Here is a 26,554-nt window from a genome sequence, read left to right as displayed (position 1 = left end):
GACTCCCTAAAGCGAGCATATTACAGTCGAAGGATATCCCAATCCTGCTGACCTGCACCCAACCTGGACCTCCGTTGAACCAGGATTCATGTCTGGGATGAGGCGACTAGACTTCAGGTTCTGCACAACAGCTTTGCACCTCCATTCCGCCCGCCCAAGCTACTTATGCGAGTCCCCCAAAACCGCCATTCGCTAGGTGTCTGGTCCCGGAGTGTGGGGGAATCAGTCAAGCTGATCCTTCATTCCGGCAGAAGCTATGGGACAGATACTCCACGGCAGCGCCACGACCACGCACGCCATCCGAGCAGCGATACAGCGATCGAAGGCTTCGCTCAAAGAGCTAGCCGTGCAGCACGGCCTAAATCAGAAGACCGTTGCCAAGTGGCGCAAACGGGCTTTTGTCCACGATGCGCCGATGGGTCCGAAGACCGTGCGCTCGACCGTGCTGACCGCCGAGGAAGAGGCGATGGTCGTTGCCTTTCGTAAGCACGCTGCTGCCTCTGGATGACTGCCTCTATGCGCTGCAGGCGACGATCCCGCACCTGTCGCGATCGTCCTTGCACCGTTGCTTGCAGCGCCACGGGATCAGCCGCCTGCCCGACGTCGCCGGCGACAAGCCCGCCAAGCGGCCCTTCAAGTGCTACCCGATCGGCTACTTCCACATCGACATCGCCGAGGTCCGAACCGAGGAGGGCAAGCTCCATCTCTTCGTGGCGGTGGACCGGACCTCGAAGTTCGCCTTCGCTCGGCTGGTGCAGAAGGCGACCACCGTCACCGCCAGGACTTTCCTTGAGGAGTTGGTCGAAGCCGTCCCCTACAAAATCCACACCGTGCTCACCGACAACGGCATCCAATTTGCCGACCTGCCCAAGAACCGGGACGGCCCCACCGCAAGCTGGCGCGGACATCCCTTCGACCGGGCCTGCTGGGGCCATGGCATCGAGCACCGCCTCACCAAGCCCAATCACCCATGGACCAACGGTCAGGTCGAACGGATGAACCGAACGTTGAAGGAGGCAACCGTTCGGCGGTATCACTACGAGACCCACCGCCAACTCGAAGATCACCTTGCCGCCTTCCTCGACGGTTACAATTTCGCCCGACGGCTCAAGACCCTTCGCGGTCTTACACCCTACGAAGCCATCTGTACGGCCTGGGCAAACCAGCCAGATCGCTTCCGGCTCGACCCGGTCCACTTGACCTCGGGACTGAACACCTAGCAGAACGGATACGCATCTGAAGCGCTTCCAGTCCAGAAACAGCAAGGCCGAGCGAAGCGGCCGATCATTCCCAGTGTAAATGCGGATACCAACGCCGCATGACCTTACCAATAGATCCAAGCCTACATCATCGATAGCCACTAGACGTGTTGTGGCACAAGCGATTTAGTTGGCACTGCAGAGTGGTCAATCAAACGACCTGATGCTAGAGATTTGGGGGGCCGTTCATGAAAATTGCGCCTACGGCGTTGAAGCTTGACCAACTGCTGGGTTCTGCGAACGAGCAGTTTGTTATACCGGCATACCAACGCCGGTACTCTTGGCGGGATCGTCATGTTTATGAGCTTCTTGAGGACATTGACCTTTTAGAAGGCGCGGACGTACACCTGCTAGGAAGCATTGTATGTCTGACAGGACATCACACACCCGGAATTAATGAGCTGGAGCTCGTCGACGGACAGCAGCGGCTATCAACGATCTGCGTGCTGCTGGAGTGTCTTCGACAGCGCTTCCTTCAAGACGGGGATGAAGATCAGGCGCGAGATGTTATTCGACTCCTCACCGCGAAAGCCCCTGGCGGGACGCCCGTACCCAAAATTGCACTGAACACCCTTGATGGTGATGAATTCCGTGATCTGGCAACGAAGACAGAGATCGATTGCAACGCCTACCAGAACCATCATCTCGCAAAGGCCTTCTTGAATATTCGCCAGTGGCTTTCAGAAAAGTCCATGGAAGAGCTGACAGCGTTTTCCTTTAAGCTTCAAAACCAGGCGCTCGTTGTACGCTTGGATGTGAGCGACGCGAAGGATGCCTTCAAGCTCTTTGAGACAATCAACAATCGCGGGCTAAGGCTAAGTCCAACCGACATAATTAAGAATTTTGTCCTCGGCAACGCCGCCAGGTTTGGTGCCTCTCAACTCCAGCATGCGCGGAAAGAGTGGGCTACACTTATCTCCTACCTCGACGGCACCGACGCTGACGGCTTCTTCAGATACTTCCTGATTTCCTCCACTCAAAGGCGGATAACTAAAAATCAGGTCGTTCGCGAGTTCAAGACGCTGTTCATGAACGAAGTGATTGAGGCCAAGGCCTTACCCGACCGGCATCTCTATGTAGATGAGGAACAGACGGACGAAGAGGAACCGAACGAAGAAGCAGAAATCGACGACGTTGAGATACCTGAGCAGGACGGCGAGCAGATTCCGTTCGCCAAGTTCATGGAACGCCTCGTCGTCAGCTCGAAAGTGTTTGGCCAGTTGGTGCTGGTGAAAACCGGAAACAAGCAGATCGATCGACATCTACGCAATCTGAGGATGATAAAGTCTGCTCAAACTTATGGCTTCTTGATGCACCTGCGCGTTGGCGGCATCGCTGATAAGGCCTTTGTCCAGATACTCAAGCTCACCGAAAGCTTTGTTCTCCGTCGCCACATCTGCCGTGAGCGCTCGAATGAAACCGAGACGCTCTTTGCCCGGCTTTGCGAAGTGGAGCCCACGAACCCGTTGGTCGCCACAAAAAAGGCTTATCGAGACGCTTGCCCAACCGACGAGAAGTTTAAACACGAATTCACCAATGCCAACTTCACGTCCAACATCATCGAACGTGCGCGGTACTGTCTGGAGCAGATCGAAATAAGGCACCACGGCAAGCATGCTGAGCTAGCTGTGCTTGGAGCAGAAGACGTGCATGTTGAGCACATTATTCCTCAGAAAATAAAGACGGCCAAATCCAAGCGCGAGCATGGTGACTGGACCACTTATCTGGGCGAGAAGATCGATGTTCTCCACCCGCGCCTCGTGTCCCGAATCGGCAACCTGACCCTCTTCGCGGGTGAACTGAACATTACGGCTTCGAACAATCCTTTCGCCGCCAAGAAGGCGGTTTACAAGCAGTCCTCCATCCTCGTCACTCAGGATCTGGCATCCATGCCGGCTTTCAGATTCAAACAAGTCGAAACACGGTCATCGCAGTTAGCTGAGTTGGCCGTCGAGTACTGGCCCTTACCATGAACGTGCATGAACTTAGTACGAAGCGCGCTCGGGGGTGCGGCAGTCATCGATCTATCAGTGCCAATAGTCTGCGTTCGAGCGACAGATTTAGACGGGGGCAGCCGATGATCGGCACACGGCCTTATATTGGTCATAGAGAAAAGTTGTTAACGGTCCGAATGCACATTTTGAGCAGCCTCGAGTGGCCGACTGGGGGATTTTGCCGACTGACTGCATCCCAAGCACAGTTACTCCACTGAGGGACATTGCCCTCCAGAAATGATCCTCATAGCATTCATATTTTGAGTTGAGGGGTGCCGGTTGGCGCAGGCAGGAAAACAGAAGTTCGACAAAGAGCAGAAGGTTCAGGACTGGCTTGAATCGGTCATTGCGCAGGGCAAATTGTCAGACGTTATCATAGGCGCTGACAATGTCCGTGAATCGCTGGCCGGATCTGAATCGCCCGCATTTAAACCGCATTTTCCCATCGATTATCTCACGCGGCTGGGAAATCTCAGGGCGGCCCTGCATGTGCTGGGAGCGCTCCACACCCTCGAACTAGTCAGCAAGAATAATCGCAGCATCTCTCGCGAGAAAGGAGAAAGACTCTTTGTCGATCTGCTCTACTGTGCGCGCGAGACCTCACAGTTCATTCTGTTCGAGATAAAGAATCAGGATGGCAGCGCCCGCGAAGCGGTGACGGAAATCATGGCCTATGAGCATGAGGCGCTGAACCACACGCCTTTCTCCAGCGCGAACGATGTCATGATGGTGATCGTATCGCGCAATTTCTCGACGCTTCTCGATCATGCCGTAACCGGACTAAACAGTTGGTCCCGGCGCCGCGTTCTGTGTCTGCGCTTCGAGGATCGCGAAGAAGGCCCGCGCCTGGTCGTACATGTTCCGACCGCCTGGAGCGCGATCGGTCAAAAAAAACTTACTGCCAATGGAATTGTGACGGCAACACTGTCCTTCACACCATTACCGGAACTGGACGAAGAAAATGTCTATGCGGTCTGCTCGACCGCTGCCAGTCTGATGGTCCGCGAGGCCGAGCGTTCCGGGGGCTCTGGCTTTGTGATCATGGCCTACAACCACCTCTATCCGAGGATGGCCGATACGCCCTATCTAATCCTAGCCGGTGTCGTGAACCCATTCAGTTTTCTACAGAGGGCGCAAAGCGAAGGGTTTCTGGAGGACAGCGGCTCGCCGATATCGGCTTACATCCTGGCGGGCGATCGTGCGGCCGAACTATCGGCATCCTGGGCCTGGCTATCATGTGACGGCGGCGCTGCCGTCGAGTATTTGAAAGGATATGGCTCGCCAAAATGGGCTCTGACCCCAGGTTGGGAAAGCATCAGGAACATCGAGCGCTGGCGTTGTCCGGGGCTGACGCTGGACCGGCACATCATGCCGGTTTCGGTCGATTTCTGGGGCGTGTTGGGTGACTATGCGCGCGATGCCGTTCGCCATGTCGACCGAATGCGGAATTTTATGTCGAGCTGCGCCAGGCCAGGCATGGACTGGCGCCATCCAATCCTCGGCGTGCTTCTGCTCGACGAGATCGCGTTGGCGCCACCGCTGACCGACGGTCAGTGGACCTTTTCTGCTTTGTTCAGATTGGGATTGCTGCTCGGCCGATTTGGCTCACTCTCCGCCCAGATGGCGGATGCCGAGCCAGAGCAACAACGCCTACTGCAAGCTGGTACATTTTGGGCTGAGGTTGATATGGCCGGTATACTGCAGGAGGTAGCGCTACGATATTTGTCTGCCGAAGATTTGGATGAGGCTCCGCCCACCATTGCCGTGCGTCAATCCGAAACCGGAGAACAGGCATTTGCGTCTGTTTCGGCCTTTGCTGACTGGATCTTGCGGGCCTTCATCGGTGAAGACGAGAAACTGATGCGCGCAGCATTCTCGACCGGCTGGCAGGCTCATGCCATTTTCGATTGGCAGTTCGACGCAAGGCAGGACAATCCTAAGGTCGCATCCCTTCGCGTACTGGCGGTGGCGAGGGCGCGAGACTGGCTGAAATGGTCTGTTGTAGCGGCAACCGGCGATGGCCGGGACGCCGACTCTGCCACCAAGGCCATAGCCGCAAGCTTTGGCGATCTGGTGCCTTTGAGCGAAGGGAAGGATGCCGCTTTGGCCGCGATCGACAAGCTGAGGGCGGACCTGCTGATCGACAAGTTGCTGACTGAAATCCCCGGGATCGTCGATAGTTGGCACCCACAACTTGCACATACATTGGCACCCGTGGCACCGATTTGCCATGATTGGGACTGGCTGGAACAGCAGATCGTAGCCGCCCGCAAACGTGGAGAGAAGAACCCCTGTATCTGCGTTGGCGCAGGCGGCGAAATCTCCATAGGAAGCCTTCCCTCAATGCCCTGGATTCCGGAAGTCGAGGATGTGACCGACAAAGTCCTGCTATTTAGCAACAGCAGCGGATCGGAAATGATTCTGGTGGTTAGCTGGGAGGATCTAAGGACCGGAAAGGCACCAGGTTTATCGTAAGCCGCCATTATTGCATTTGCAGTCAAGCAGGAAGGATGGCGGCCGTGGCAATCGTGGGTGCCCCGCGATCGGGTCAAATATTAGAATAGACAAGGGTGAATAGAGCACCACCCAAGTCGCGTATTTGGCGCTCCACGCAACTACTGAAAGCGACAGGAACGGGCTCGAGTTCAAACGCGGCTTTATGGGGCCCGCATTTAACTGTTTCAGAGTTGCTTAGCGCCGTGGGTAAAACGAACACTCATTTGCTTTGCAGTGAAGTTCTGCTGAGCTTCGATGAGGTTGACGTGACATCGGGTTGAGCCGATCGATTCGCGATGCAGAACTCGTCTAAACATCCGCGCAGCAGTATCGGACTTTATTGCTTCACTCCTGCGATCACACTTACGCGATTGTGCAGTCAATGATCGTCCAACCCCGATTCGTTAGTGTGTTGAGCTCGTCTTCGACGAAGGCATCCTTCCGCATCGCTAGGCACAGCAAATGAGTCGGGCGCGTCATGGCAACATAATGTAGCTTGAGCCGCCCGTGCATACGCGCGCCCTCGGAGACCTGCCGGCCCCTGCGGTTCGTCGAAAAGCCACCCGATTTCGCTCCTAGCAGCCACGGCTTCAATTCACTGAGGTGGTGGTTATGATAGAAACTATCGAGCACCAGCGTGGCAGTATGCGTTTCGCCCTTCACCGAATGAATCGAGCCTAGACGAATGCGTAGCTGCGGCGCGTCGGGCGGATAAACAAACAAGTTGTCACTGCGCGCGCCGTTCGCGAGTCCGCCCTCGGCAAGGGCCTCCGGCTGTGGTGGAGCTAGGAAAGTGATGACATCGCCGCCTAATGCCGCCGCACCGCTAAGGTGCCGGACCACCCCTTCGACATGCGCCAGTGCCGCCATCCAGATGACTGGGCTAAGGTTGCCCTGATGGGTCAGGACGATTTCCTGCAGCGCGAGATAATCGGCTCGCGCGTCGCTGTCGCCGAGCATATAGGCCACGCGGCGATGTGGGGATTTCCGCGAACCGTATCCATGGGTGCCGCCGGCAAGCTCGCTCGCGGCAAGCAGCGCCGCCGCCGTCGCGTTGACCAACCTATCCGTGTTCCCACTGCCCGCCGTCTCGAAGCGTGCCCGCGCGAGATATTGCACGAAACTGCTCGGCGCGGACTCCCTCCGCGCACATACCGGGTCATAGCTCGGCGCGTAGTGCCCGAGTGCCCGCGGGATCCGATCGTCCTTGCCAAGCTCGTGCACCCCGGCCACCGCTGTGAACACGCCCTTTTCGAGCGCGGCTGCGTCAAAGCTCTCCAGCAGATGCTGGCCGTAGCGCGCCAGCACGCCCTGTACCGACCCATCGTCGAACAGGAAGATCGCCGGCGCTTTGGGATCAACGCCAAGGAGATCCGGTGGACCGGCGCCAAGTAGCGCCTGCGGCGTCACCCCCAATCCCTTCACATGATCCGCGAGGTCCTGACCGAAGCGGTAGCTGCGGGGCATCGGGTGTATGACGGCGCCTGGAAACAAGTCAGACGTGGCGCCTCTCTGGCTGGGGCTGCCGTAGATCGCTTGATTGGAGTCGCCGAATCGCTGCCGACGTGACGGCGCGTCGCCATGGCAGAACAGGCGGTGTAGCAGCGCTGACTGTGCCTCGCTATTGTCCTGCGCCTCATCAACGAACACAAGCGGGAAGCGCCAGCGCAGCGTCGAGACCGTCTCCGGATGCCGGTCAAGCAGCTCGTTGGCCCAAAGGAACATCTCATCGAAGCAGAAATACCCTTGTTCGCTCGACGTGCGCCGCGCTTCGACGATCGCCCGGTAGGTTGGCGTATGCGGTCCGAAATTACCGGTTTGACCGCCGCCATAATCGATGTTCTCGTAGATCAGGCAGGTCTCGCTGAGGTTGGCCTGCCGCAACGCCCAGCGCCGGTTTTGCGGTAACAGACTCCAGCGTTTCGCAAGCGCGATCTGCGTATCGACGCAGCGCACCTCAGTGCCCTTCGACCGGAGCCAGGGCAGCGCCAGATACTCGTTTACGAACGCGTGGATAGTGCCAACGAAATGCGGGTAGCGTGTGAGCACGATCCCCGCCGCCGAATGGCTGAGCTTCGCGCTGATCTCGTTGCGCGCTGCATTGGTGTGCGACAGTACGCAGATGCCCTGCTGACGGTGTGGCCAACGCATCGCCAGAACTGCCAGTTTCGCGACCAGCAAGGTCGTCTTGCCGCTGCCCGGACAAGCCTCAAAATCGACAGTGTCGAGCCGTAGCATCGCCTGGAGTCGGCTGACATCGTCGCCGACCGGCGCGAACCCGTCAGGACCCAGTCCCATTAACGCTGCCGCCCAGGCGACATCCTCCTCTCGAATGAGATCGTCGAACATCGTTTATTACACCGGCGCCGCGGTAGGCGCCCGGCCTGGCTCACCTGCCTCGCCGCCAACGGGCGCGGGTACGAACGGTCCGGTGACGTGCGCGATCGCGGCAACGACGTAAGGCGGGAGCAACGCACGCAGTCCTTCGGCATCGAGGCTATTGTCGGCTATCGCCTCCTCCAGAAGTTCGGCGAGATGTTGCGCGCCGATCGCCTTAGAGGCACCATCGGCCTCGAACAGCGCGTATACGTGCAAGGCGAGCGTCGGAAGATCGTGACCCGCATCAACCAGCGCCTGATAGGCTGCGTCGGCATCTGAGAGTATGGCCGCCTGGTTGGCTGTTCCGGCGTTCAAGCGGTCGTCGGCTAGTGCCAACGAGCCCGCCCGATAGACATGTTGGCTGAGGCCATGGAAGGCGAGGTCGAATTCCAGCGTCCATTCATTGGCGACGAACGTCTCTACCTTCTGACCCGACGCATTCGCCTTTCGCTGCGCTCGGCGCTGTTCCAGCTGGTCGCCCGGGAAATCATCCTTCACCCGCCACTTGCGGCGCGATCCCGGAAGCGCTGGGATATCCTCGCCGTCCTTCAACTTGCCGACGATCCACGGTCCGTTGTTGGGCATCACATCCATGTCGGTCACGCAAGCAACGGGGATGCCGATGACACCGTCCTGGTCAGTATTCTCGCGCATAAAGATGCGACCATACCGACCAAGGCCGACGCCGCCGACATTGACGACCGACACGCCATGATGGTGGAAATCACGGCCAATCAGCCTCGCGATCACCGGAAGCAGGATGTTCTCGGCATCCCCTTCGACGATTAATACCGCGCGCGCGAAGAATAGGTTCGCCTTAGTGACATCGAGGAAGCGCTCAAGGAAACGATAGTCGGACGCACTGAGCTTCGTCTTTTCCTTGCTAAGCGGAAATGCCCGGCCACCCTCTATCAGCGCAATATTGTCGAGCTGCAGGTCCGATGCGAGATTGGGGCTGTGCGTCGTGACGATGATCTGAATGCGCTGTCCGTCGGGACGCTGCTTCTTCGCCTGTTCCTGTAGGAACGACATCAGCCGCAGTTGCCGCTGCGGATGGAGGTGCGCCTCAGGCTCTTCGATCAGCAATAGCGGGAAGCCGTCACTTTCGGTGGCTAGCAGTAACAGCTCGCACGCCATGAACAGTAGGTTGTTCGAGCCAAGTCCCCGGCTGTGCTCGCTTTCTGCGTCGGCAGAGGCGGTCAATGTGAGTTCGAGCTTCTCGAGCAACTGTCGCAGCCTGAGGCTGTCGTCCTGCGCGCCCGCTACTTCGATCCGTGCGTGCAGAAGATCGTTCGCGAACGACAGCGGCTTTAGATATTCGTCGTTGAGCCGCTTCCGCGCCTGCTTAATGCCTTGGCTCTGTCCGAACAAATGGCTCGCATAGTCGCCGAGGCCCAGCACGCTCAGCGTAGCCGGGTCGTCAGGCGGATCGGAAAGCTTGTTAAACGGGTTTCCAGTTTCGCGGATCTCCTTGGTGTGCTGGAGGATCTGGGACAGCCGCGATCCGCGCCCGGCGCTCAGTGCCCGCTCGGCGTCACGCAAGGGCCGCAGATACGTCGCCGTCAGCAGCGATCGTGCCCCTGGGTCAAGCAAAGGGCCGTCACCCTTTGCGCCGGTGCGCCATTCCGGCGGCAACACCCGGCGCGAGCTGCCCTCCTTGGCGTTGCGTTTCGCGACCCAGGTCACAGTGAGCGCGGTTTCGGTCGCGCCGGCTATCGTTTCATAGGTGAGGAATTCGGCGAATGCGCCTCGATCGGCGGTGGTGAGGCCTCGAAAAGTCAGCCGGATAACGATCTCATCTGCTCGCGCACCACCGGGTGTCGCCTGATGGAAATCGACCGAATCGACCCGCAAAACATCCTGGTCGCGTGTACCGAGCACCAGCCGCAACGCGTCAATTATTGCGGTCTTGCCAGCATCGTTCTCGCCGACCAAAGCCGTAAGTCCCGGCGACAGCGGCAGCACGAAAGCCTTGTCGTCAACGCCGAACAGCCGGAAGTTCTCAATTCGAATTTCTGCGATATACGTTGACGTTCCCTCCGCTACTTAGCCTATCATGCTGTCCAGCCTAGAGAAACTAAGGACATCGACCGCAAGAATGGGAGAGCTGCATCGGGTAGCGCTTCGTAGTTGACCGCCGTAGCAGCAGGATATCTTTGCGGACGTACCGCGCGACCAGGACTACTTCTACATCCACCTGCACTACCGGGAAAGCATGAGGCACTTCGGGGCTCTGGTTTGACGATCCGCGAGGACAGCCGTCTCCATCAATGGCAATGCACCGACCCTTGGCTGTTGTCCATGTGACAGCATTGCCCGGGAGGAGAGCTCTTACGGCAGCCCCCGCCATGAGCTGACGCAGGGTCGAGCAAGGCCAACAAAGCTAGCATGACAAGAAGCGTGAGTTTCACCGCCGAGAAGTAGGAGATTGGCTTCGTAAGCAACAAGGCAGGAGGTTGACTATCTAACACCGCAGCGTCCCTTCAGTCGGGCAATTTCTGGTTCGTGTGTGTCGTCGCCCCCGAGCGGAACACCAATCATGAACACGCCCCAAGCGTCCTTGTTAGCGGTGCGCTGTTGGCGCGCTGTGATGTCGGCCAAGCGATCGCGGTCGGCCTGGGTGCACTGTCGCCCATCGGACGCGACAGCCTTGATATTGGATGGTGGAGTTGCGCAGCCCGCGACAAGCGCTAGCAGGACGATTTGCAGCATTGATTTCACGAAATTCCCCCGGATTTAGGTTCATCCTCGCTTTGCGGTTGAGTTCCGTCAAGACATGCTGAGGGTTATCTTTTGGACTTACGCCAGCCAGCTTGTTTGGCTTCTGCCTCTGAACAAAACCACCGCTCGCCTTTTCCCTCGGAAATCTTGGTCTGGCGATAGAACTTTTGACCCGGGGTGTGGTAGATGCGCTCGCCCTCTGAACTGATGTTTCCTTTGATGTCGCACGACGATGAGCCTAGGAACGTGAAGCTCGGGCTCGGCGCCACAGCCGTTGGCGCAATGTCTCCAGAATGGTTTGCCCGCCAGTCCCATGGGTTCTGAAACTGCCCCTGCCAGACGCCGCGCTTGGCATTCTTTGCTGCGGCTTGGTGGCCAGCATACTCGAGCCCAGAATATCGCGGCCAATCGAGCGCGTGGCCGCTCTCGACTAGCCAACCGGCAACGGATTTGCCATCGGCGCGAATACAGTTGCCGACGAAGCGACCATATTGATCCCACTCGACAAACGCGCATTTGACCGGGCGAGACTTCGCCAAGAATTGGTCAAGCGCCTTCGCAGCGATGCGCCCGCAGGCGTACTCCACGCCCTTTGCATCCTGGCAGCGCTGTGAGCTCTCCGGGGCATCGATCCCGTTGAAGCGGACACGTTGGCCAGCGATCTCGATAGTGTCGCCGTCGATGACGGAGGCGCGGCCTTGGATGGTTGTTTCAGCCGGGCGCGGAACGCTCGAGCCCACGCTGTCGAGCATGCGGCTAATTTGAGCACCACTTCGCTCGACGGCCTGATAGGCGAAGATTCCACCGATGATCGCCACCGTTGGAACCAGTTTTCGCACAGCGTAGGGTAGCTTGCGCCGCCTCTGACGCACCCGCTGCGGCAATTTTCTTGACGGTCGGCTCTCCCAGCCTGTCAAAGCCCCCTCCAGACGGTCGTGCAACTGGCCACGTAGGGCCACATCACATGCACTGCCTAGATCTTCGCTCAGCCGCCTAAGTATCGCAAGATTCCATACTTCACGAAGAGCTGTTTTATCGATAGCTTGATTAACGTACTATCGGGGCTGGGGAGCTCGAAATGCATACTATTCGGCAAAACGCCGCTGTTGTGGCAGCGCTTCTCGCTCTGTCACTTGCTGCGTGTACCACCTCCCAACAAGCGCTCAGTAAGAACCCCAAGGCCGTAAGCACATCGGCACTGTGCCGGTCTTTTGTCACCACGAATGACGCACAGTTCAAGCAAGCGCTTTATGTCGAGCTATCAAGTAGGTCGGTCTCGGCCCTCCAGTGCGTAGACATGGTCAACAACCAAAACAACGCGATCGCAGCTGGCGTCGCTATCGCAGCGGTTGGCGCAGCGGTGGCGGTGTGCGCCAACAACGATTGCGGAGGTGGAGGAGGCTATCGCCCAAGCTATTATCAAGGTGCGGATTGGGATGCCTTCTACAATGCGTACGGTCAGATTGTCTGGGCTTGTCGGGAGATCGCGTCCGGTCGCTTTACCTACGACACCAACTGCTATGGCAAGGCGCAGACTGATTGGCGGTGGCCGTCAAAGTACGTTTGACAAGGCGCGCGGACCAAGAACGGCGCATTTGCGGACGGCAGCTTGCAGGAACCGATTGCATGTTCGTAACGCCCTTAGGTCGTGGACGACCCGCTGCGCGGGAGGGGTGTCTGGAGTTGAGGTACACGGGCCAGGCGTCGCACCAGTCGTCAAACAGCTTGGCCCTCGTACGCCTGCGACTTCGATATGTTTGGCGTGCGAGGCTACCCGCCGGCAACCAACCGGGCTATGGATCTGGGGGATATTGAAGGGCGTCTGATACGGATGTCCGATGCCGCACGAACGGTCATCTCCAGCCTCCCTCAAGGCCAGGTTGCGCCAGAAGGTCACGATGCAAGATCACGCAATGTGGCTGCTCAAGTAAGCTGAAATCCTTCTGGGCATGGAAGCTGCATCATGAATAAAAGGCTTCCACGCTGAAAGCTGCCCCACGAGAGGGGCTAATGATATTGCCACGAGCGGCACGAGAAATGGATCATGCCGCCTGATCAGCGAAGGAGGCGACATCGGCTATCGCCTGAAATTGCTCAAGGTATTCCGGTCGGTGCTGAAGAAGGTAGCGCACGACGCGCGGATTGCGGAGCAGCTTGCTAAGATAGCCCTTTACGACAGTCAGTTGGAGATGCTCCTTTCCGTAGGTATCCTGAATCTCAGCCATGGATTCTTGGAGGCGGGCGAGTTCTTTCTCCATACGAGCCATCGCCTCCGGTGTGACCCCACGCACCTTCTTCGACTTCCTCTCGCCAGCAAGTTCATTGGTCGGCGTACCGGCGAGAAGCGCGGTGGCGTAGGCCGACGTATAACTGTTCGCAGCAATCATCAGCTCGGTCGCCTCGATCTGGCGCAGCGGTTTCATACGCTTGAGGATCTCGAACACGGCCATCGGGCACATCGTGTCCTTCAGCATCGACACGACCTCATGACAGACGCCGTCTAGCAGGGTCGCTTTCCGCCGCACGCTGTTGACATGGAGGCTGAGCGCCCGGGCGATCTTCTCGTTGGAGACGCCGCGGGCGATCGCCTTCAGGATCATGGAGTGCTCCTGAACAGCGGAGAGCCGGCTGATACGTTTGTTGAAGGTGAAGCTCTCGTCGTCGGTCGAGACGAGGCATTCAATCTCAGTCGCGCCTAAGTCCTTCAGGATTTCGACACGGACATGGCCGTCGAGCAGGAGATAGTTGTTAGGATTGCCATCGATCCTAGCGATCACGGGGGGCTCGACCAGCCCGATCTCGATTACCGATGTGCGGATCTGTTGATACTTGTGGCTTGCCTTGACCGACGCCCGAGGCGGCCGGACAGGCAGGAGGGTGTCGATCGCCACGATAACGCATTCAGGCTCGAAGGCTATCCGCGCCCAGGTTTCAACGTTTGTCATGCTGCCTCTCCTACGATGCGGTTCTCCAAGTCCTTCGGCAAGGTATCGAGACGTTCAGCCCGCAGGAGTGTGACGAAGTTCTCGTCGGCCCGCAGGTTCTTCAAGGCTTCCACAACGAAGAGTAGGCGGGTCTGTGTCACCTCGGCTTTCTTCACCAGCAGGCGCTGCTTGTCCGCCTCTTGCTGAAAGACGCGGACGAAGGCCTCGGACGTCCTGGCCTTACCTAGCTTCTTGCCAAAAGGGTTCGTGAACATGTGCTTGCCGCGCCGCGCCCTCTGCTCGATCAGGCGCCGCATCTTTATTAGACGGGGGCCGGAAATCTTACCCTCGGTGTAGGCCTCAGCCAGCATCTTCTGGGTGGTCTCGTCATCGGCGCGAGCGATTTCAATAGCGACCGAGATGGGAATGGTTCCAGCGTCGACGGCTTCGATAAGGCGCTGCTCACCCTTCTCGATCAACGTGGCCATCATGTTGACCCACTCCGGCGAGGTGCCAATCTTTTCCGCGATCTGTCGGTCGTTGTAGCCGCGCGTGCGCAGTGTCGCGACATCTTGGAGAAGGTCGATGGAACGGTGCTGCCGGCGAGCGCAGTTCTCAACCAAACTCATGACGAAGCATTCCTCCTCCGATGCCTCCTTGACGATGGCCGGAATCTCGGTCTGGCCGAGCTCACGAAAGGCCTCCATGCGCCCTTGGCCACAGGCGAGTCCGTAGGATCGCTGGCCATCCGTTCCGATCATGGTGTTGACGCGGATCGGCGTTTTAACCCGACCGTCTTGATGCTTTCGACCACCTCCAAAAATTTACGCCGATTGCGGGCGCGCGGATTCAGGACGACGATCCGGTCGATCGGGATCATCTCTACATGAGTGTGCTTCGCTTCGGTCATGCCGCCTCCTCAAACTGGGCTCGAGCCGCAAGAGAGAACAGGAACTCCAGCGTCTCGAAGCGATAGCCGTCCAAGGACAGGCCGTTGCTCTCGGCGAGGCGAAGCTTCGGCTCGGTCATGTCGAGACGCGGGAGCAGGTAGTAGTCGAGCGGGGATACGTTGCCTCGGTCCATGCGGACGGCGATCGTGACATCGGGCGCGAGTCCAGTGTCGAGCCGAATGCGCCACCGCGGCGAAGCCGCTTGCGTCTCACCGCAACGGGCCACGACGACCGAGGCTGTGAATTCGTCGTTGACGTCGATTAGCCCCGTTTCGGGATAGACTCGGACGTCGCCGCCGGCGGCGCGCAGGCCGTCAATCACCGTTGCAACGACGTCCGGGTGCATGCCCCTCAAGCGCCGATTAATCTCGATATAGCGATAGTCCCGCTGCGGGCTGTAGCCAACCAAGCGATAGGCGCGTAGCAGGCTGCCGAAGCGATTCCGGTAGACGCTGCTCGACGGCATGTCCTCGCGCTCATCGATGATGATGCTGGAAAGGGAACCCTGGGCCTCCAAAAGCGATCTGAGCAAGACGAGGAGTTCATCGTCGTCGAGCCGCCGGCATCGGTCCTCCACGATTTTCGCGGCGCGATTGAAGGTTGCGACGTCGACGATCGCCGCGAACGCGCCACTGGCGCGCACCCAATGTTCCTTGGGGTTTACCACTCGGCGCATTTTGAGTTTGAAGGAGACGCGGTTGAAGACGTTGTCACCGATGTATTTTGGGTTAGTTAGAACCTGATGGACCGTGCCGCGCGTCCAAGGCCGCGCCAGGTCGGTTAGTACCCCTTCCCGGTTGAGCCGGGCCGCAATCTCGGCCTCTTGCATGCGAAGGTCTACGAAGAGGCGATAGATGCGCTGGACAGTCTCAACTTCCTCGGTTGGTCCGGGGACTAGTATCACGCGGTCGGTTTGAAGGCTCTTGCGCTCGCCAATCGACAGCTGAGCCTTGGGCTCGCCGTTCTCATCGATCAGAAGCCGTCTTAGACCGTAGCCGGCCATCCCGCCTTGGCGATACCCCTTTTCACTAAGGCGACATTGGCCGGCGAAGACCTTCACGGAGAGTTCGCGGCTATATTCTCCGGCCATGACCCGCTTCACGGTCTTCAACAGGTTGGATCCGATGCTGCCGTCGTTCTCGAATTGCTCCGCACAGTAATGGACAACGATGTCGGCTCGGGAGCACAGGAATTCCAAGTGCGCACCGTGATCTGCGTTCTGGAAGCGTCCCCAGCGGCTGACATCGTAGACCAGGATCGTCCCAAAGTCGGCGGCACCGCGTTCGACATCGGCGAGCAAACGTTGGAATGCGTCGCGACCTTCCAGGTTCAGCCCGCTCTTGCCAGCATCCTCGTAGACCCGCACGATCTCGATGTCCCGAGCCTCGGCGAACCGTTTGATCGCGGCGAGCTGGTTTTCAGTTGAATAGCGCTGATGGTCGGTCGACATCCGCACATAAGCGGCAGCACGGTTAGACCAAACCTTGCCGCCTCTCACCGTCCGCGATGGTCGGTTACGCCCTTTCAAATGCGTACGCTCCACTCTTGTAGCTGTCTCGAAAGCAGCCGACCAACACTACAGTTCGGAGGTGGTGGAATGTCCTTTCCAAAGTCGGGCAACATGTTACCCAATCGGCCACGCGCGAAGCCGAGCAAGCCGTCTTTTGCCAGGTTGGTTTCGACAGCCCTACGGAGCTCCCTCAAGGGGCAGTCATCCAAAATCAAGACGGTGGCTCTTTGGACCGGCGCGAACGAGCGGACCGTGAAAAACTGGCTTTCCGGCGAGCGGGCGCCGAGTGGAGATCACTTTCTAGGCTTGGCGGCAAACTGCCCCGCCGTGCTCGCTGCCTTCCTGGCGGCAATCCAGCGGAACGACTGCCTGGTCATGGCCGATATCGAAGAGGCGCGCGCCAAGGTCGCCGCTGCGTTAGTAGCACTGGAAGCTGTGAGGGCTGTTCAGTTGGAGGCAGCAACCCTGCCGGTCAACAAGTGCTGATTGGGCGCTGCGTATCGCTGTGTGCCCAAGTACGCGTCTTGAATTCGTACGCCTATCCGGATCCAATTACTCATCGTGAGAAGCAGAAGGGAAGCCTCTTTGGGGTCTCAGGTCAGCCCCTGAACGCGCCGTCGAGCCTAATGCATTGTACGGCTGGCCGTATGTTCCTATGCCGTCTAGCCCGTTGCCAGTGCAAGATGACATGCTAATAGAACCCATTGGGTGCACTGCAGGGGCAGGTTTTGGCGAGAGCTTTTAGTGGACTTAACGGCCTTCTTGAAAAATTTCGGGAGAGCAACCACGACTACGTGGTGAATACCGAGATCTTTCCCAGTCTCGACGTTGAGCGGGTCGCACGAGACATGAAGCTGGCAGAAGAAGGTGAAGCTCGTGGCGCGCAAAATCAACCATCGAAAAGCGCTAAATCTTTGGACGACATCGAACTCTCCATCGTCGGAAAGGTACAGGATGCAAAGAATACTGCACATCATAACCTTGAAGACCAGTTGCATCTCTTTACAGAGCGACTAGCCAGTCTCGACTTCCAAGGTCAGTTTTCGGATATCCAAAAGACAAGCGCCGAAGGCGTCTCGGACTTCAAGGCGGAGATCGTAAAGGGGCGCAACGAGCTCCATGGGCTCCGGCGCGGGCTAGATGCTGCCGAAAAGGACTTTGACCATTTCCAAAAGACGCATCGAATTACACGTGCCCCTCGGGTGTCTGAGGGATCGGTCATGTTCTTCAAGATCTCCGTCCTCATCCTCGTATTTCTGCTTGAGGTTATCGCGAACGGCTTCTTCCTTGCTAAGGGAAGCGAGATGGGCGTTGTCGGCGGCATCGTCGAGGCGATTTCGTTTTCGTTCCTCAATATCGGCTTCACGCTGATCCTGGCTCTATTCTGCGTCAGCCTAACGGCTCATAGGTCATGGTTCCTGAAGCTCATTGGCCTAGCTTCCATCCTCGTCTACGTGAGTTTTGCCGTTAGCCTGAATCTGTTGCTCGCGCACTATCGCGAAATCTCAGGAACCTTCTTCGATGAAGCAGGGGTGCAGGCAATCGCCAGGATGCGAAATGATCCGTTTGGACTCGCCGACATCAAGTCCTGGCTGCTTTTTGGAACGGGCCTCATCTTTTCGATCATCACGTTTATCGACGGCTGGTACCTGCGAGACCCCTATCTTGGGTACGCCGGCGTCCACAAACGCCTGATTGCCGCCCGCGAGAAGTATGTGAGCCGCCAGGAGTACCTGATCGACAATCTCATCGACGTTCGTGATGAGCACAACGAGAAGGTCGATGCCATCATCAAAAGCCTGAGCGGCCGACGCAGAGAGCACAATGCGATCATTGCGCACCGCTCAAAGATGCTTTCGCTCTTTGCTCAATATCAGGACCAACTCGAGCGGACGGCGAACATGCTTCTGAGGAAGTATAGGGACGCCAATATCAAGGTTCGCACAAATGACGCTCCAAAGTACTTTGACAATACCTACAAGCTCGAGCGAGTTAAGCCCACACGCGCTTCTGATACAGAGCTCTCTGACAAAGAGATCTCAGCTTCAATCACCAAGGCCCAGGCTGAGTTAACCGACCAGATCAAGAACATTGCTGCGGTCTGTGAAGGCGGCATAGATGAGTTCCGGGAACTCGATAAGCTTCATCCGGAGGCCGCAAATGGCTAGGAAACGCAGACGGAAAAACGGCAGATCAGGGATGATCCTTGGCGGGGCGGCCATGCTAGCTCTTTCCGCGGGCCTCGGTGGCGGACTCATTTACCTCTATGTCAAAGCTTCGAACGCAACGAAGCTGGACCAAGCATCACTATGCCCGACAACAGGCCCAATCGCAGTGACTTCGGTCCTATTCGATACGACCGATCCAATCACCAAAACGACGCTGATTGACCTTAAGACCCAATTCAACGCTGTCGCTGAGGCGATCCCCATCGGTGGCTTGCTCGAAATATACGGTTTGACGGCAAAGCCAGGCGAACTCGTCAAAATGTTTGATGGCTGTAATCCAGGGGACGGATCCTCGGTTGATATCTGGACGCAGAATCCAGCACGCCGCCAAAAGCAGTGGGAAGATGCGTTCAACGAACCACTGGGGAAAGTGGAAAGCGAGATCGGGAAAGGGCAGTCAGGCGATCAGTCGCCTATCATGGCCGGAATACAAATTATCAAACTGACCGTCTTGGACAAGTTTACGAATATACCCAAAAAGCTAATCGTCGCATCTGACATGATCGAACACACGTCACTCTATTCCCAATATAAGTCAGGTATCGACTACGCCAATTACAAGTCCAGCCCAGCCTACACTGAATATGCGACCTCCCTCGACGGGGTGGAAGTTACGCTTTGGTACGTGAACCGAAAAGCGAAATCGTTCAATAGTGCCGAACACGTGACGTTTTGGGCTAACTGGGTCGAGGGCAATGACGGCAGTTGGCAAAAGCCGTTGAAACTGGAGGGCATGAATTGAAAATCGACACGCTAGCAAGGCGTTCCGCCCCCACGATCATTCAGAACTTGCCACTCATCGTTTTCGGCGGGTTCACTCTCATCGGGTGCGTTTTCATTGCAGTGTCGAAGCTTTCAGGGCTTAACCCGTTCATCTCAATGATGTTCCCGATCATTCTGATGCTCGGCTACCTTGGGCTATCATGGTACTCGGGGCGCGTACGCCTCCATGACGAGCAAACCGGTGACAATCTCTACTACATGGGGTTTCTGTTCACCCTCTCGAGCCTTGGGGTGTCGCTCTATCAGTTCACCTCAGACGGTTCGATGGACGATGTTGTCAGAAACTTCGGCATCGCCATCACATCAACAATTGTCGGCATCTCCCTTCGCATTCTTTACAACCAGACACGCCGAGACGTCCTCGACATCGAACGTGCGACACGTCACGACCTCGCGTCAATGACGAGGCGCGTGAGAGCGGAGCTGGAAAACACCTCGCGGGAGTTCGTCGATTTCCGTCGAGTCAACACGCAGATGATCACCGAAGGCTTCGACGACATGCTCCAGCACATGGAGCAGACCAACACGCAAGTCACAGAAACGGTGGAAAAGATGGCGGAAGAGGCCATCCGGCCCATGAAAGAGGCTTCGGCGAAGTTCGGCAGTGCGGCCGATACAGCTTTCGAGCAAATCGTTTCGAAGCTCAACGGGATCGTTGAGAACATAGAAAACGCAGCCAAGAAAATTGATGACGTCATGCTTCCTGAAGCCGTTATCAGGAACGAGTTCGCACCGATGGTGAAGGAGCTCGGCACGTCGATGCATGCCTACATCGCTAAGAATGAGGCCTCAATGACCGCGCAAAACGCTCGTTTCGATGCGGTTATGTCTGGCCTCGAAAAGGCAACAGATACGATGAGCAAGTCGATTTTGCTTATGGAAAGGGCGGTCATAGCTTCTGCGAAGGTTCAGCAGAACACTGACAGCATGGCGCGCAAACTGGAGCAGCAAAACAACGATATGGTTTCCGCTTTGAGCAGGGCGCTGGACGATGCCATGAAGGCCCAGGGCGTAGAAGAGCCAAGTACGATTGGCACAACTGTAAACGGAACGCGCCAATCGGTGCCAGTCGTACCTTTGACACCCACCGCACCCACACCACCGCCACCACCCGTCATGGCGAACGAGCCGACACCAATTGTAGAGCCATGGTCCCCACGTCCATCCGATGGGCAAGCCCCCAACATTGAAGGCAATGGCAAGAAGTGGTGGCCATTAGGATGAGCATCCAGGGCACTTCTGTCTCGAGCGAACAGCGTGGCTATGGCCGAGGCCTCATCCTCGGCCTGACGATGGCCGAGTCTATGCTCCTCCTCGTGTTCTGCCTCCTGCTCGCGGCTGGTGCCATCATCATCAAAGAGCGCAAGGAAGCCGACAAAGCCCTGCTAACTGCCTCCGATAAACAGGCACTGGAAATCGCTTTGGCCGAGGAGAAGGCGCTAACCATCCAATTGTCCGAGAAACTCAAGCACCTAAGCAGTGCGACTCCCAAAGAGATCGACGAAAGCTGGCGTGAGTTGGAGATCGCCAAACGGGATATTGACCAGCTCAAGGCAACTGGTCTCACTCTTGACGAGGTCAACAAGCAGGCCCCAGTTATCATCGAACTCAGAAATGAGGATATTACGCCTGCCGAGGTGGTCGAAGCATCTGCCGTGATCGAAAAGCTCCAAGAGCAAAACTTGACGGTCCAAGAGATCGAAAAGTTGGCTCCAGCGATCAAAGTTCTCCGCGAGACAGTTGTTGTTTCCACGGAAGTTCCTGCGGAGGAGCAGCTCGCCGACGTCGTTAGGCAGGCTGAGGCCTTCAAAGCTACTGACGGGGACTCGAAACCGCACGAATGGCCGCCGATTATCAACCTCAGTGAAACCAAGGACTATTTCTTCAAGAGCGGCAGCGCTTTGCTCAGTCCTGGTTTCAGGAAGTTGCTAGCTGAAGACACATCACAACGCATCGCAGAAATTGCGACAAAGTACGAAGTCGATGTGATCGAAGTCATCGGCCATACCGATGAACAGAAGATCAATGGGGTCAGGTCAAACTTGGATGCCGAGATGAAAGGTATTCTCGATGGCACCACATCGGTCGGAAAGATGCGGCCAGGCGACAATGCCGGGCTTGGTCTTGCGCGAGCTATGGCCGTCGCCGGAGTGCTGGGTAGCGTCCCTGAGCTTCAAGGTCTTACGATCCTGCCGATGTCTGGCGCACAACTGATCCTACCTGGGGACAGACTGACTGACGGAGCCCAAACAGGCGATGTTCAGGATCGCCGAAGAATCGAGATCAGGGTACGGAAGCGAAACATACCAGAACCGTCGCAGCCATAACGATCCCCGCTCATCGCCAAGCGGGAGCTCTCCAGCCTGCATCCAGAGCTTCTCTCTCGCTGCAAAACCAGCGTTCGCCTTTGTCTACACTAACCTTCGTCCTTTTGTACCAAGGGCTCCAAGGCGCGTGGTAGATGTTCCCGTTGGAAGAAATGTTGCCTTTGATGGGGCAGCCCTTTGGAGCTTCTTGTGCTGCCACCTGCCACTTCATGTCGCGGTAGTCCCAAGGAGCCTGGGTCTCAGCTTGCCAGACACCTAGTCGCTGCCCACGGGCTGAAACCTCATCTGAAACGTAGTCTATCGAGTATTTTCGGAAAGCCCAAGCATATCCCTCTGCGACCAGGGTCTTATTGATGTCGGTCCCACTGGGGGTGAAACAGACTGCTAGGAGCCTGTCATAGCCGTCGTACTTTTTGCCTTTGCAGACAACGCCATTGGCTATCAGGTCACCAAGCCTATCCATGGCGGCATCGTCACAATCCCAGTTCTTGCCGTTTGACATCTTGCATCGCTGGCCAACCTCAGGCGCGTCGATGCCATGAAGCCTGATACTGATCAGGCCAACTTTAATCGTGTCGCCGTCGATAATTTTTGCGGGTCCAGCGAAATCGCCAGCAATTGCGGGAAGAGAAGAAGAAACAATAAGTACGGCCGTCTCAAAGAATTTACGCATCATCTTTCCAGCAACATTCCATCTTAAAATAAGCTTTTGTAATTTTGCAACTCACCCGAGTGGAGATAGATTTTGTCGTAAAAGTCAATAATTCGAAGCAGAACTTAACACTCAAATGCGGATCAAACCTGCCGTAAGGGTAGATCTAATAAAGAAATCGCACGCCTTCCCCCTAGCAGCCCAGGACACTATAACCGGCACCGGACTGGCTCAAGTCACTGGCGGGCGGACCGCCAGCCAGCTTGCTGCGCTTCCGCTTCTGAACAGAACCAGCGCTCGCCTTTTGCTGCAGTGACCTTTGTCTTCGCGTAAAATTTCTGGTCTGGCATGTGATAGATGCGATCGCCGTCGGCTGCGATGTTCCCCTTGATCCGACAGGACGACGACACCAAGCCATAGCTCGGCGGCGTCGTGGCCGGCTCCTCTGGTACATGGACAATCGCGGGTTCAGCAGTCTCGCCTCGTTGTTGGGCGCGCCAATCCCATGGTGGTTGGAATGAGCCCGACCAGACGCCAATGCGCTCTCTCTTTGCGGCGCTCTGATGAGATGCGTAGGCCCCATTGCTATACCGCGGCCAGTCAAGCGCGTGGCCGTTGCGGGCTAGCCATTCAGCGATGTCGTTGCCATCAGCGCGGCGGCAATTGCCGACAAAGCGGCCATAACGATCACGGTCGACGAATTCGCAACGGGACGGGGAGGATCGTTCGAGATACTTTGCAAGGGCTGCGGCTGCGACTGAGCCACAACGATAGTTCGCGCCCTTTGCATCCTTACAGATTTGGGCTGATTCCGGTGCGTCAATACCGTTGATACGGACGCGTTCACCACGGATTTCGATGGTGTCACCATCGACAATCGATGCTCGGCCGACAAGCGGCTGTGTAGGGATCTTGAGATGAGCAGGCGCCCCCTGATCAAATCCGAAATAGCCTGTCGCGGCCGACGCCAGCAACAGCAGACTCACTGTAGCTGTTGATCGGGCACGGGGCAGGCTCCACCGCGGTCGCTTCGAGGCGGATACCAATCGAAGGGGCGTTCGAGGCGACAAAGGCTCCTGCGATCGTTTCATACCCAATGCCTGGTTCCAGGGAAGACTACCCTTTGGTCTTTGCAATCTGGTGGAGGCGGATCGCCGTATTTTAGCGATCCTGCCTATTTCCCGACCTGAGAGCGTGCAGTTTTCCGTTCAACGGGTGGCTAGTTAGCGACGTGGCCACTGGCCGTGATCAAAGAGCGTGGGCACAACAACCGTCTGCCATCGACTATCTCTCGGATAAGAACCCGAGGCCCTCCGGGCCAAATTTCGGAAGGAGCTTGTCCTTGCAATAGCTTTTGCCGCTTCCCTCGAGAAAGCCGGCAGCGGTGGCGAGATAGGGCTCAATCTCTGTAGTGAACCTCGTGTGGTCGATACCGTGTTCCTCAAGATAGTCGACCAGCCGCGGCGCACTTAGTTCGTATCTGCACCGCTCGCCACCCTTAATTGTGAGGGCAGCATTGAACAGAGCTTCTTCCTCTGGCGATGTGGCAAGAGGATGGGAGGGTTTATCTGGTCCGTTGCGAACCGCCTTGGTTACCTCGTCGACCGATTTCTGTGCGCAAAGGGCAAGCCCGGCATCGATCACCGCATCGACGAGCTTGATATGTGTCCCGCGTTCGAGTTCTTCGATCGGTGCCACCTTGTCATTTGCCAACACGATGCCGTCGCCAGCCTTGTGGCGAACAAACTGCCGGGCCTTGCCATTGGCGGCAATGAAGCGCTCGCCGATGGTGAAGAAGACCGCGTTGTTGCCGTCGGCGAAGCAGATCACTTTGGTCGAGGGCTCCTGGAGCGACCAGGCACCCGCCGGGACATCCTGTTTGACCAGGACCTTGGTTCTCGGCTTGCGATAGCTCACCCGTTTGCCCAACGCCTTGTTGATGTGGGTCAGGCCGACAATTTCAGGGGCGGATGGGGTAGGAGGCGTAGTTGTGGTTGTTGTGGCAACGACATCGGTGGTTGCCAATGGCGAAGGCCCGGCATCTTCCGGCGGCCGACTTGCTGATTGAGGTTCTGGTGCAATTATAGAGCCGCCTTGGTCCCGAGGGGCAGGCGCCCAGCCCAAGGCGATTGCAATGACAAACGGCGCGATCAGGATGCCAGGCAGTCCCAGGAGGAATGCCTGGGTTCGCGATCGAAACGGCGGCACTGGCCTGAACAGGCTCGCCAAGACAAATATCAGTCCGAAGAGCCAGACGATGACGAGTAAGGCCGTCAGGTCGTTGGAAGCACCCATGATTCGTTCTCCAATGGCGTCCGGGCGTCTGGCCGGATCGTAGGCATCATTGGAGTGGACATTGGCGTACTATCGATACGATTTACAAGTCAATTCCGCAGGTTAGCTCGGTTCTAACTCCGAATGCCCGCATTCATGATACGGCTCATGGAGCTCAAACTGGCACTCGGACGACGGATCAAGACGCTGCGCGAGCTGCGTGGGCTGACGCAAAACGACTTCGCGGCCGAACTCGACCGCAGTGTCGATGCTGTCTCGATGATTGAACGGGGACTGAATTGGCCGTCAGTAGCCACGCTAGAGAGAATGGCTGCGGTGCTTAACGTGTCGACGACGGAACTGTTCAACGACCTGGGCACAACCGGCCCTGTCAACGGCCAGGATCTGGTGGTCGTTGCTCGAGAGCTGCTGGCGAAGCTCGGGCAGTCAGAGCTCGAGGTGGCCGTTGCGACACTTGAAGCGTTGGCTCGCAAATCAGCGGCAGCATCTACAGTTCGCCCATGAATGGGATCGGAGCCCGACCCGTATGACGGTTATCAGCGCCGATTGATGACGTCGCGCCTTTCGCGAACCCGCTTACCCATCACCGGATCGAATTTCGGCATACGATTGCCGAGGGCCTGCATGTAACGCAGGAATTGCTCCATACTATCAACCTGATCGTCGTGTCGCGAACCTGGGAAGGCCAACACCTCTTTCAGGAATTCATCGCGCCACAAGGCAGCTTCCGGGATGAGCACCCTGCCTTGCTCAATGAGAGAGGACACACCGGCGACACGGCTGACCTTGTCGCTGCGGGGGGTGCTCTTGGGGAGGTACGCGTCCCGATAGACTAGGGGTAGATCCTTGAGGAGCGCAAACCCTGTTCCAGCCCGCTCGATCAGAATGATGCCGGGCCGAAACTCTCGCGCTAGTCTTAGGGCCTCCTTGCGGAGATCGGGATACTCAAGCTTCTTGCGACACAGGTCGAGCAGGTAAAGTTGCTTACCTTTGACACCCCAGGTTGTACAAACGGAGAAGTCGTTTTGCTCCTCAGCGTTCGAAGCGGTGTCCCAGCTTTGGACGACCAGATCGAACTCTTGGCGTTCAGGCGGCGTCCGATAGCTCTTGAGCCAGTTACGTCGGATCAGATTGCCGGCCAGCGGGATCGGCTCTTGCTGATATTGTGCCGAGAACTGATGCGTACCGATGTCTTGTCTTAAGGCATCGAGATGGTCCTGGCCTTCTCGGTCTTGCTGGATCAGTTCGCCGGCCCGGCGGTGATAAGTACGGTTGTTGAGGCCATTGCCGGTACGGTAGATGGTATCGACTGTGGCAATCGCGGGGATATTCAGGATGGTCCAGCCATGGTCGTCACGCTCTGTCAGGTGACCCACCAGATCGTTTTCGTGGAGGCGTTGCATGACGATGACGATCGCGCCGTCCTTCTTGCTATCGAGGCGCGACACCACGGAATTGTGATACCAAGTGTTGACCGCCGTTCGTTCGGCGTCTGACATCACCGAGCCAGCCTTGATCGGGTCGTCGATGATGATGATGTCACCGCCTCTCCCGGTGAGTGTTCCATCGACTGATGTGGCATAACGAAACCCACCTGACGTGGTCTTTTGCTCGATCTCGGTGTTCTTGGTCTTGCTCAGCCGGGTCTTTGGAAAAAGACTGGCGTAGAGTGGGAGATCCAGAACACGCCTGAACTCATTCGAAAGGTTCTTCGTCAGGTCCTGCGAGTACGAGATCGATATCACCTTGCGCGCCGGATCTCGGCCCAAGACCCAAGCGGGGAAGGCAATCGATGCAGCGAACGACTTAAGGTGTCGTGGTGGAAGGGTAATGATAAGACGCTTAAGGGTACCACGTTCAACTTCCTCGAGATGCCATGCGATCGCGTCGATGTGCCAATTGGGCTGATAGCCATCGCCGTTGAGTTCGCCGAAGACACTTCCAACAAAGGCGCTGAGCGACCTCCGTCGCAGCTCTGCGAGAAACTGCGACGGGTTGTCTAGGGCGATGAGAGTCGGCTGAGCCCCACTCATCGA

20 protein-coding genes and 1 pseudogene are annotated in these 26,554 nt (G+C 57.3%); 10 read left to right on the top strand and 11 right to left on the bottom strand.

Annotation, left to right across the window (positions count from 1 at the left end; all coding sequences use genetic code 11):
• Nucleotides 1-256: 256 nt before the first annotated feature.
• The 3 genes and pseudogenes from ACHMW7_RS06125 (at nt 257) to ACHMW7_RS06115 (ending at nt 5,728) form a co-directional block, all read left to right on the top strand.
• Nucleotides 257-1,220: pseudogene (locus tag ACHMW7_RS06125) on the top strand (IS481 family transposase).
• A 227-nt stretch (nt 1,221-1,447) separates the two neighbouring features.
• A complete protein-coding gene (locus ACHMW7_RS06120) occupies nt 1,448-3,232 on the top strand; it encodes a DUF262 domain-containing protein (RefSeq protein ID WP_182575972.1) in 1,785 nt (594 codons plus the stop codon).
• Between the two features lie 300 nt (nt 3,233-3,532).
• Nucleotides 3,533-5,728, top strand: coding sequence for a hypothetical protein (locus ACHMW7_RS06115; RefSeq protein ID WP_395449430.1), 2,196 nt, complete (start codon nt 3,533-3,535; stop codon nt 5,726-5,728).
• A gap of 384 nt (nt 5,729-6,112) precedes the next feature.
• Here the strand turns inward: ACHMW7_RS06115 and ACHMW7_RS06110 are convergent, their stop codons facing one another.
• The 3 genes from ACHMW7_RS06110 to ACHMW7_RS06100 all read right to left on the bottom strand — a co-directional run bounded on the left by ACHMW7_RS06110 (nt 6,113) and on the right by ACHMW7_RS06100 (nt 11,667).
• The gene (locus ACHMW7_RS06110; RefSeq protein WP_182575969.1) at nt 6,113-8,098 is read right to left on the bottom strand and encodes a UvrD-helicase domain-containing protein; all 1,986 of its coding nucleotides are present in this window, start codon (nt 8,096-8,098) and stop codon (nt 6,113-6,115) included.
• A 6-nt stretch (nt 8,099-8,104) separates the two neighbouring features.
• A complete protein-coding gene (locus tag ACHMW7_RS06105) occupies nt 8,105-10,093 on the bottom strand; it encodes an ATP-dependent nuclease (protein ID WP_395449429.1) in 1,989 nt (662 codons plus the stop codon).
• 821 nt (nt 10,094-10,914) lie between these two features.
• On the bottom strand, nt 10,915-11,667 hold the full coding sequence (locus tag ACHMW7_RS06100) for a thermonuclease family protein (RefSeq protein ID WP_395449428.1): 753 nt from the start codon (nt 11,665-11,667) through the stop codon (nt 10,915-10,917).
• Between the two features lie 260 nt (nt 11,668-11,927).
• Between ACHMW7_RS06100 and ACHMW7_RS06095 the strand changes: the two genes are divergently transcribed.
• Nucleotides 11,928-12,416 carry a hypothetical protein gene (locus tag ACHMW7_RS06095; RefSeq protein ID WP_395449427.1) on the top strand — a complete coding sequence of 163 codons (489 nt, stop codon included), beginning with the start codon at nt 11,928-11,930 and terminating at the stop codon, nt 12,414-12,416.
• A gap of 475 nt (nt 12,417-12,891) precedes the next feature.
• On the opposite strand, the gene ACHMW7_RS06090 is transcribed toward ACHMW7_RS06095, so the two are convergent.
• From ACHMW7_RS06090 to ACHMW7_RS06075, 4 genes are read right to left on the bottom strand one after another with little or no spacing between them, the layout of a single operon-like run.
• A complete protein-coding gene (locus tag ACHMW7_RS06090) occupies nt 12,892-13,794 on the bottom strand; it encodes a plasmid partitioning protein RepB C-terminal domain-containing protein (protein ID WP_395449426.1) in 903 nt (300 codons plus the stop codon).
• The gene (locus ACHMW7_RS06085) at nt 13,791-14,534 is read right to left on the bottom strand and encodes a plasmid partitioning protein RepB C-terminal domain-containing protein (protein WP_395449425.1); all 744 of its coding nucleotides are present in this window, start codon (nt 14,532-14,534) and stop codon (nt 13,791-13,793) included. The genes ACHMW7_RS06090 and ACHMW7_RS06085 overlap by 4 nt, the downstream gene beginning before the upstream one ends.
• Nucleotides 14,531-14,683 (bottom strand): hypothetical protein, encoded by a 153-nt coding sequence (locus tag ACHMW7_RS06080; RefSeq protein ID WP_395449424.1) that lies wholly within the window; start codon nt 14,681-14,683, stop codon nt 14,531-14,533. The genes ACHMW7_RS06085 and ACHMW7_RS06080 overlap by 4 nt, the downstream gene beginning before the upstream one ends.
• On the bottom strand, nt 14,680-16,173 hold the full coding sequence (locus ACHMW7_RS06075) for a recombinase family protein (RefSeq protein ID WP_395449423.1): 1,494 nt from the start codon (nt 16,171-16,173) through the stop codon (nt 14,680-14,682). The genes ACHMW7_RS06080 and ACHMW7_RS06075 overlap by 4 nt, the downstream gene beginning before the upstream one ends.
• A gap of 147 nt (nt 16,174-16,320) precedes the next feature.
• Between ACHMW7_RS06075 and ACHMW7_RS06070 the strand changes: the two genes are divergently transcribed.
• The 5 genes from ACHMW7_RS06070 to ACHMW7_RS06050 all read left to right on the top strand — a co-directional run bounded on the left by ACHMW7_RS06070 (nt 16,321) and on the right by ACHMW7_RS06050 (nt 21,571).
• Complete coding sequence (locus ACHMW7_RS06070) at nt 16,321-16,719, top strand: hypothetical protein (protein WP_395449422.1); 399 nt, start codon at nt 16,321-16,323, stop codon at nt 16,717-16,719.
• Between the two features lie 218 nt (nt 16,720-16,937).
• Nucleotides 16,938-18,401, top strand: a complete 1,464-nt coding sequence (locus ACHMW7_RS06065) for a hypothetical protein (protein ID WP_395449421.1) — start codon at nt 16,938-16,940, stop codon at nt 18,399-18,401.
• Nucleotides 18,394-19,203: a hypothetical protein gene (locus tag ACHMW7_RS06060; RefSeq protein WP_395449420.1), complete on the top strand. Its 810-nt coding sequence runs from the start codon at nt 18,394-18,396 to the stop codon at nt 19,201-19,203. Before ACHMW7_RS06065 ends, ACHMW7_RS06060 begins: the two co-directional genes overlap by 8 nt.
• A complete protein-coding gene (locus tag ACHMW7_RS06055) occupies nt 19,200-20,468 on the top strand; it encodes a hypothetical protein (protein WP_395449419.1) in 1,269 nt (422 codons plus the stop codon). Before ACHMW7_RS06060 ends, ACHMW7_RS06055 begins: the two co-directional genes overlap by 4 nt.
• Entirely contained in the window at nt 20,465-21,571 is a 1,107-nt protein-coding gene (locus ACHMW7_RS06050) for a hypothetical protein (protein ID WP_395449418.1), read from the top strand. The genes ACHMW7_RS06055 and ACHMW7_RS06050 overlap by 4 nt, the downstream gene beginning before the upstream one ends.
• Before the next feature lie 10 nt (nt 21,572-21,581).
• Here the strand turns inward: ACHMW7_RS06050 and ACHMW7_RS06045 are convergent, their stop codons facing one another.
• The 3 genes from ACHMW7_RS06045 to ACHMW7_RS06035 all read right to left on the bottom strand — a co-directional run bounded on the left by ACHMW7_RS06045 (nt 21,582) and on the right by ACHMW7_RS06035 (nt 24,518).
• Complete coding sequence (locus tag ACHMW7_RS06045; protein WP_395449417.1) at nt 21,582-22,244, bottom strand: thermonuclease family protein; 663 nt, start codon at nt 22,242-22,244, stop codon at nt 21,582-21,584.
• A gap of 215 nt (nt 22,245-22,459) precedes the next feature.
• Nucleotides 22,460-23,209 (bottom strand): thermonuclease family protein, encoded by a 750-nt coding sequence (locus ACHMW7_RS06040; protein ID WP_395449416.1) that lies wholly within the window; start codon nt 23,207-23,209, stop codon nt 22,460-22,462.
• 298 nt (nt 23,210-23,507) lie between these two features.
• Nucleotides 23,508-24,518, bottom strand: a complete 1,011-nt coding sequence (locus tag ACHMW7_RS06035; RefSeq protein ID WP_395449415.1) for a hypothetical protein — start codon at nt 24,516-24,518, stop codon at nt 23,508-23,510.
• Nucleotides 24,519-24,665: 147 nt separating this feature from the next.
• Between ACHMW7_RS06035 and ACHMW7_RS06030 the strand changes: the two genes are divergently transcribed.
• On the top strand, nt 24,666-25,022 hold the full coding sequence (locus ACHMW7_RS06030; RefSeq protein ID WP_395449414.1) for a helix-turn-helix domain-containing protein: 357 nt from the start codon (nt 24,666-24,668) through the stop codon (nt 25,020-25,022).
• Nucleotides 25,023-25,054: 32 nt separating this feature from the next.
• Here ACHMW7_RS06030 and terL read toward each other — a convergent pair whose 3' ends face one another.
• The gene (gene terL / locus ACHMW7_RS06025; protein ID WP_395449413.1) at nt 25,055-26,551 is read right to left on the bottom strand and encodes a phage terminase large subunit; all 1,497 of its coding nucleotides are present in this window, start codon (nt 26,549-26,551) and stop codon (nt 25,055-25,057) included.
• Nucleotides 26,552-26,554 lie beyond the last annotated feature (3 nt).

Origin of the sequence: Aminobacter sp. UC22_36 (assembly GCF_044056035.1) — a bacterium.
Lineage (GTDB): Bacteria > Pseudomonadota > Alphaproteobacteria > Rhizobiales > Rhizobiaceae > Aminobacter.
This window is presented reverse-complemented; position numbering and strand designations above follow the sequence as displayed.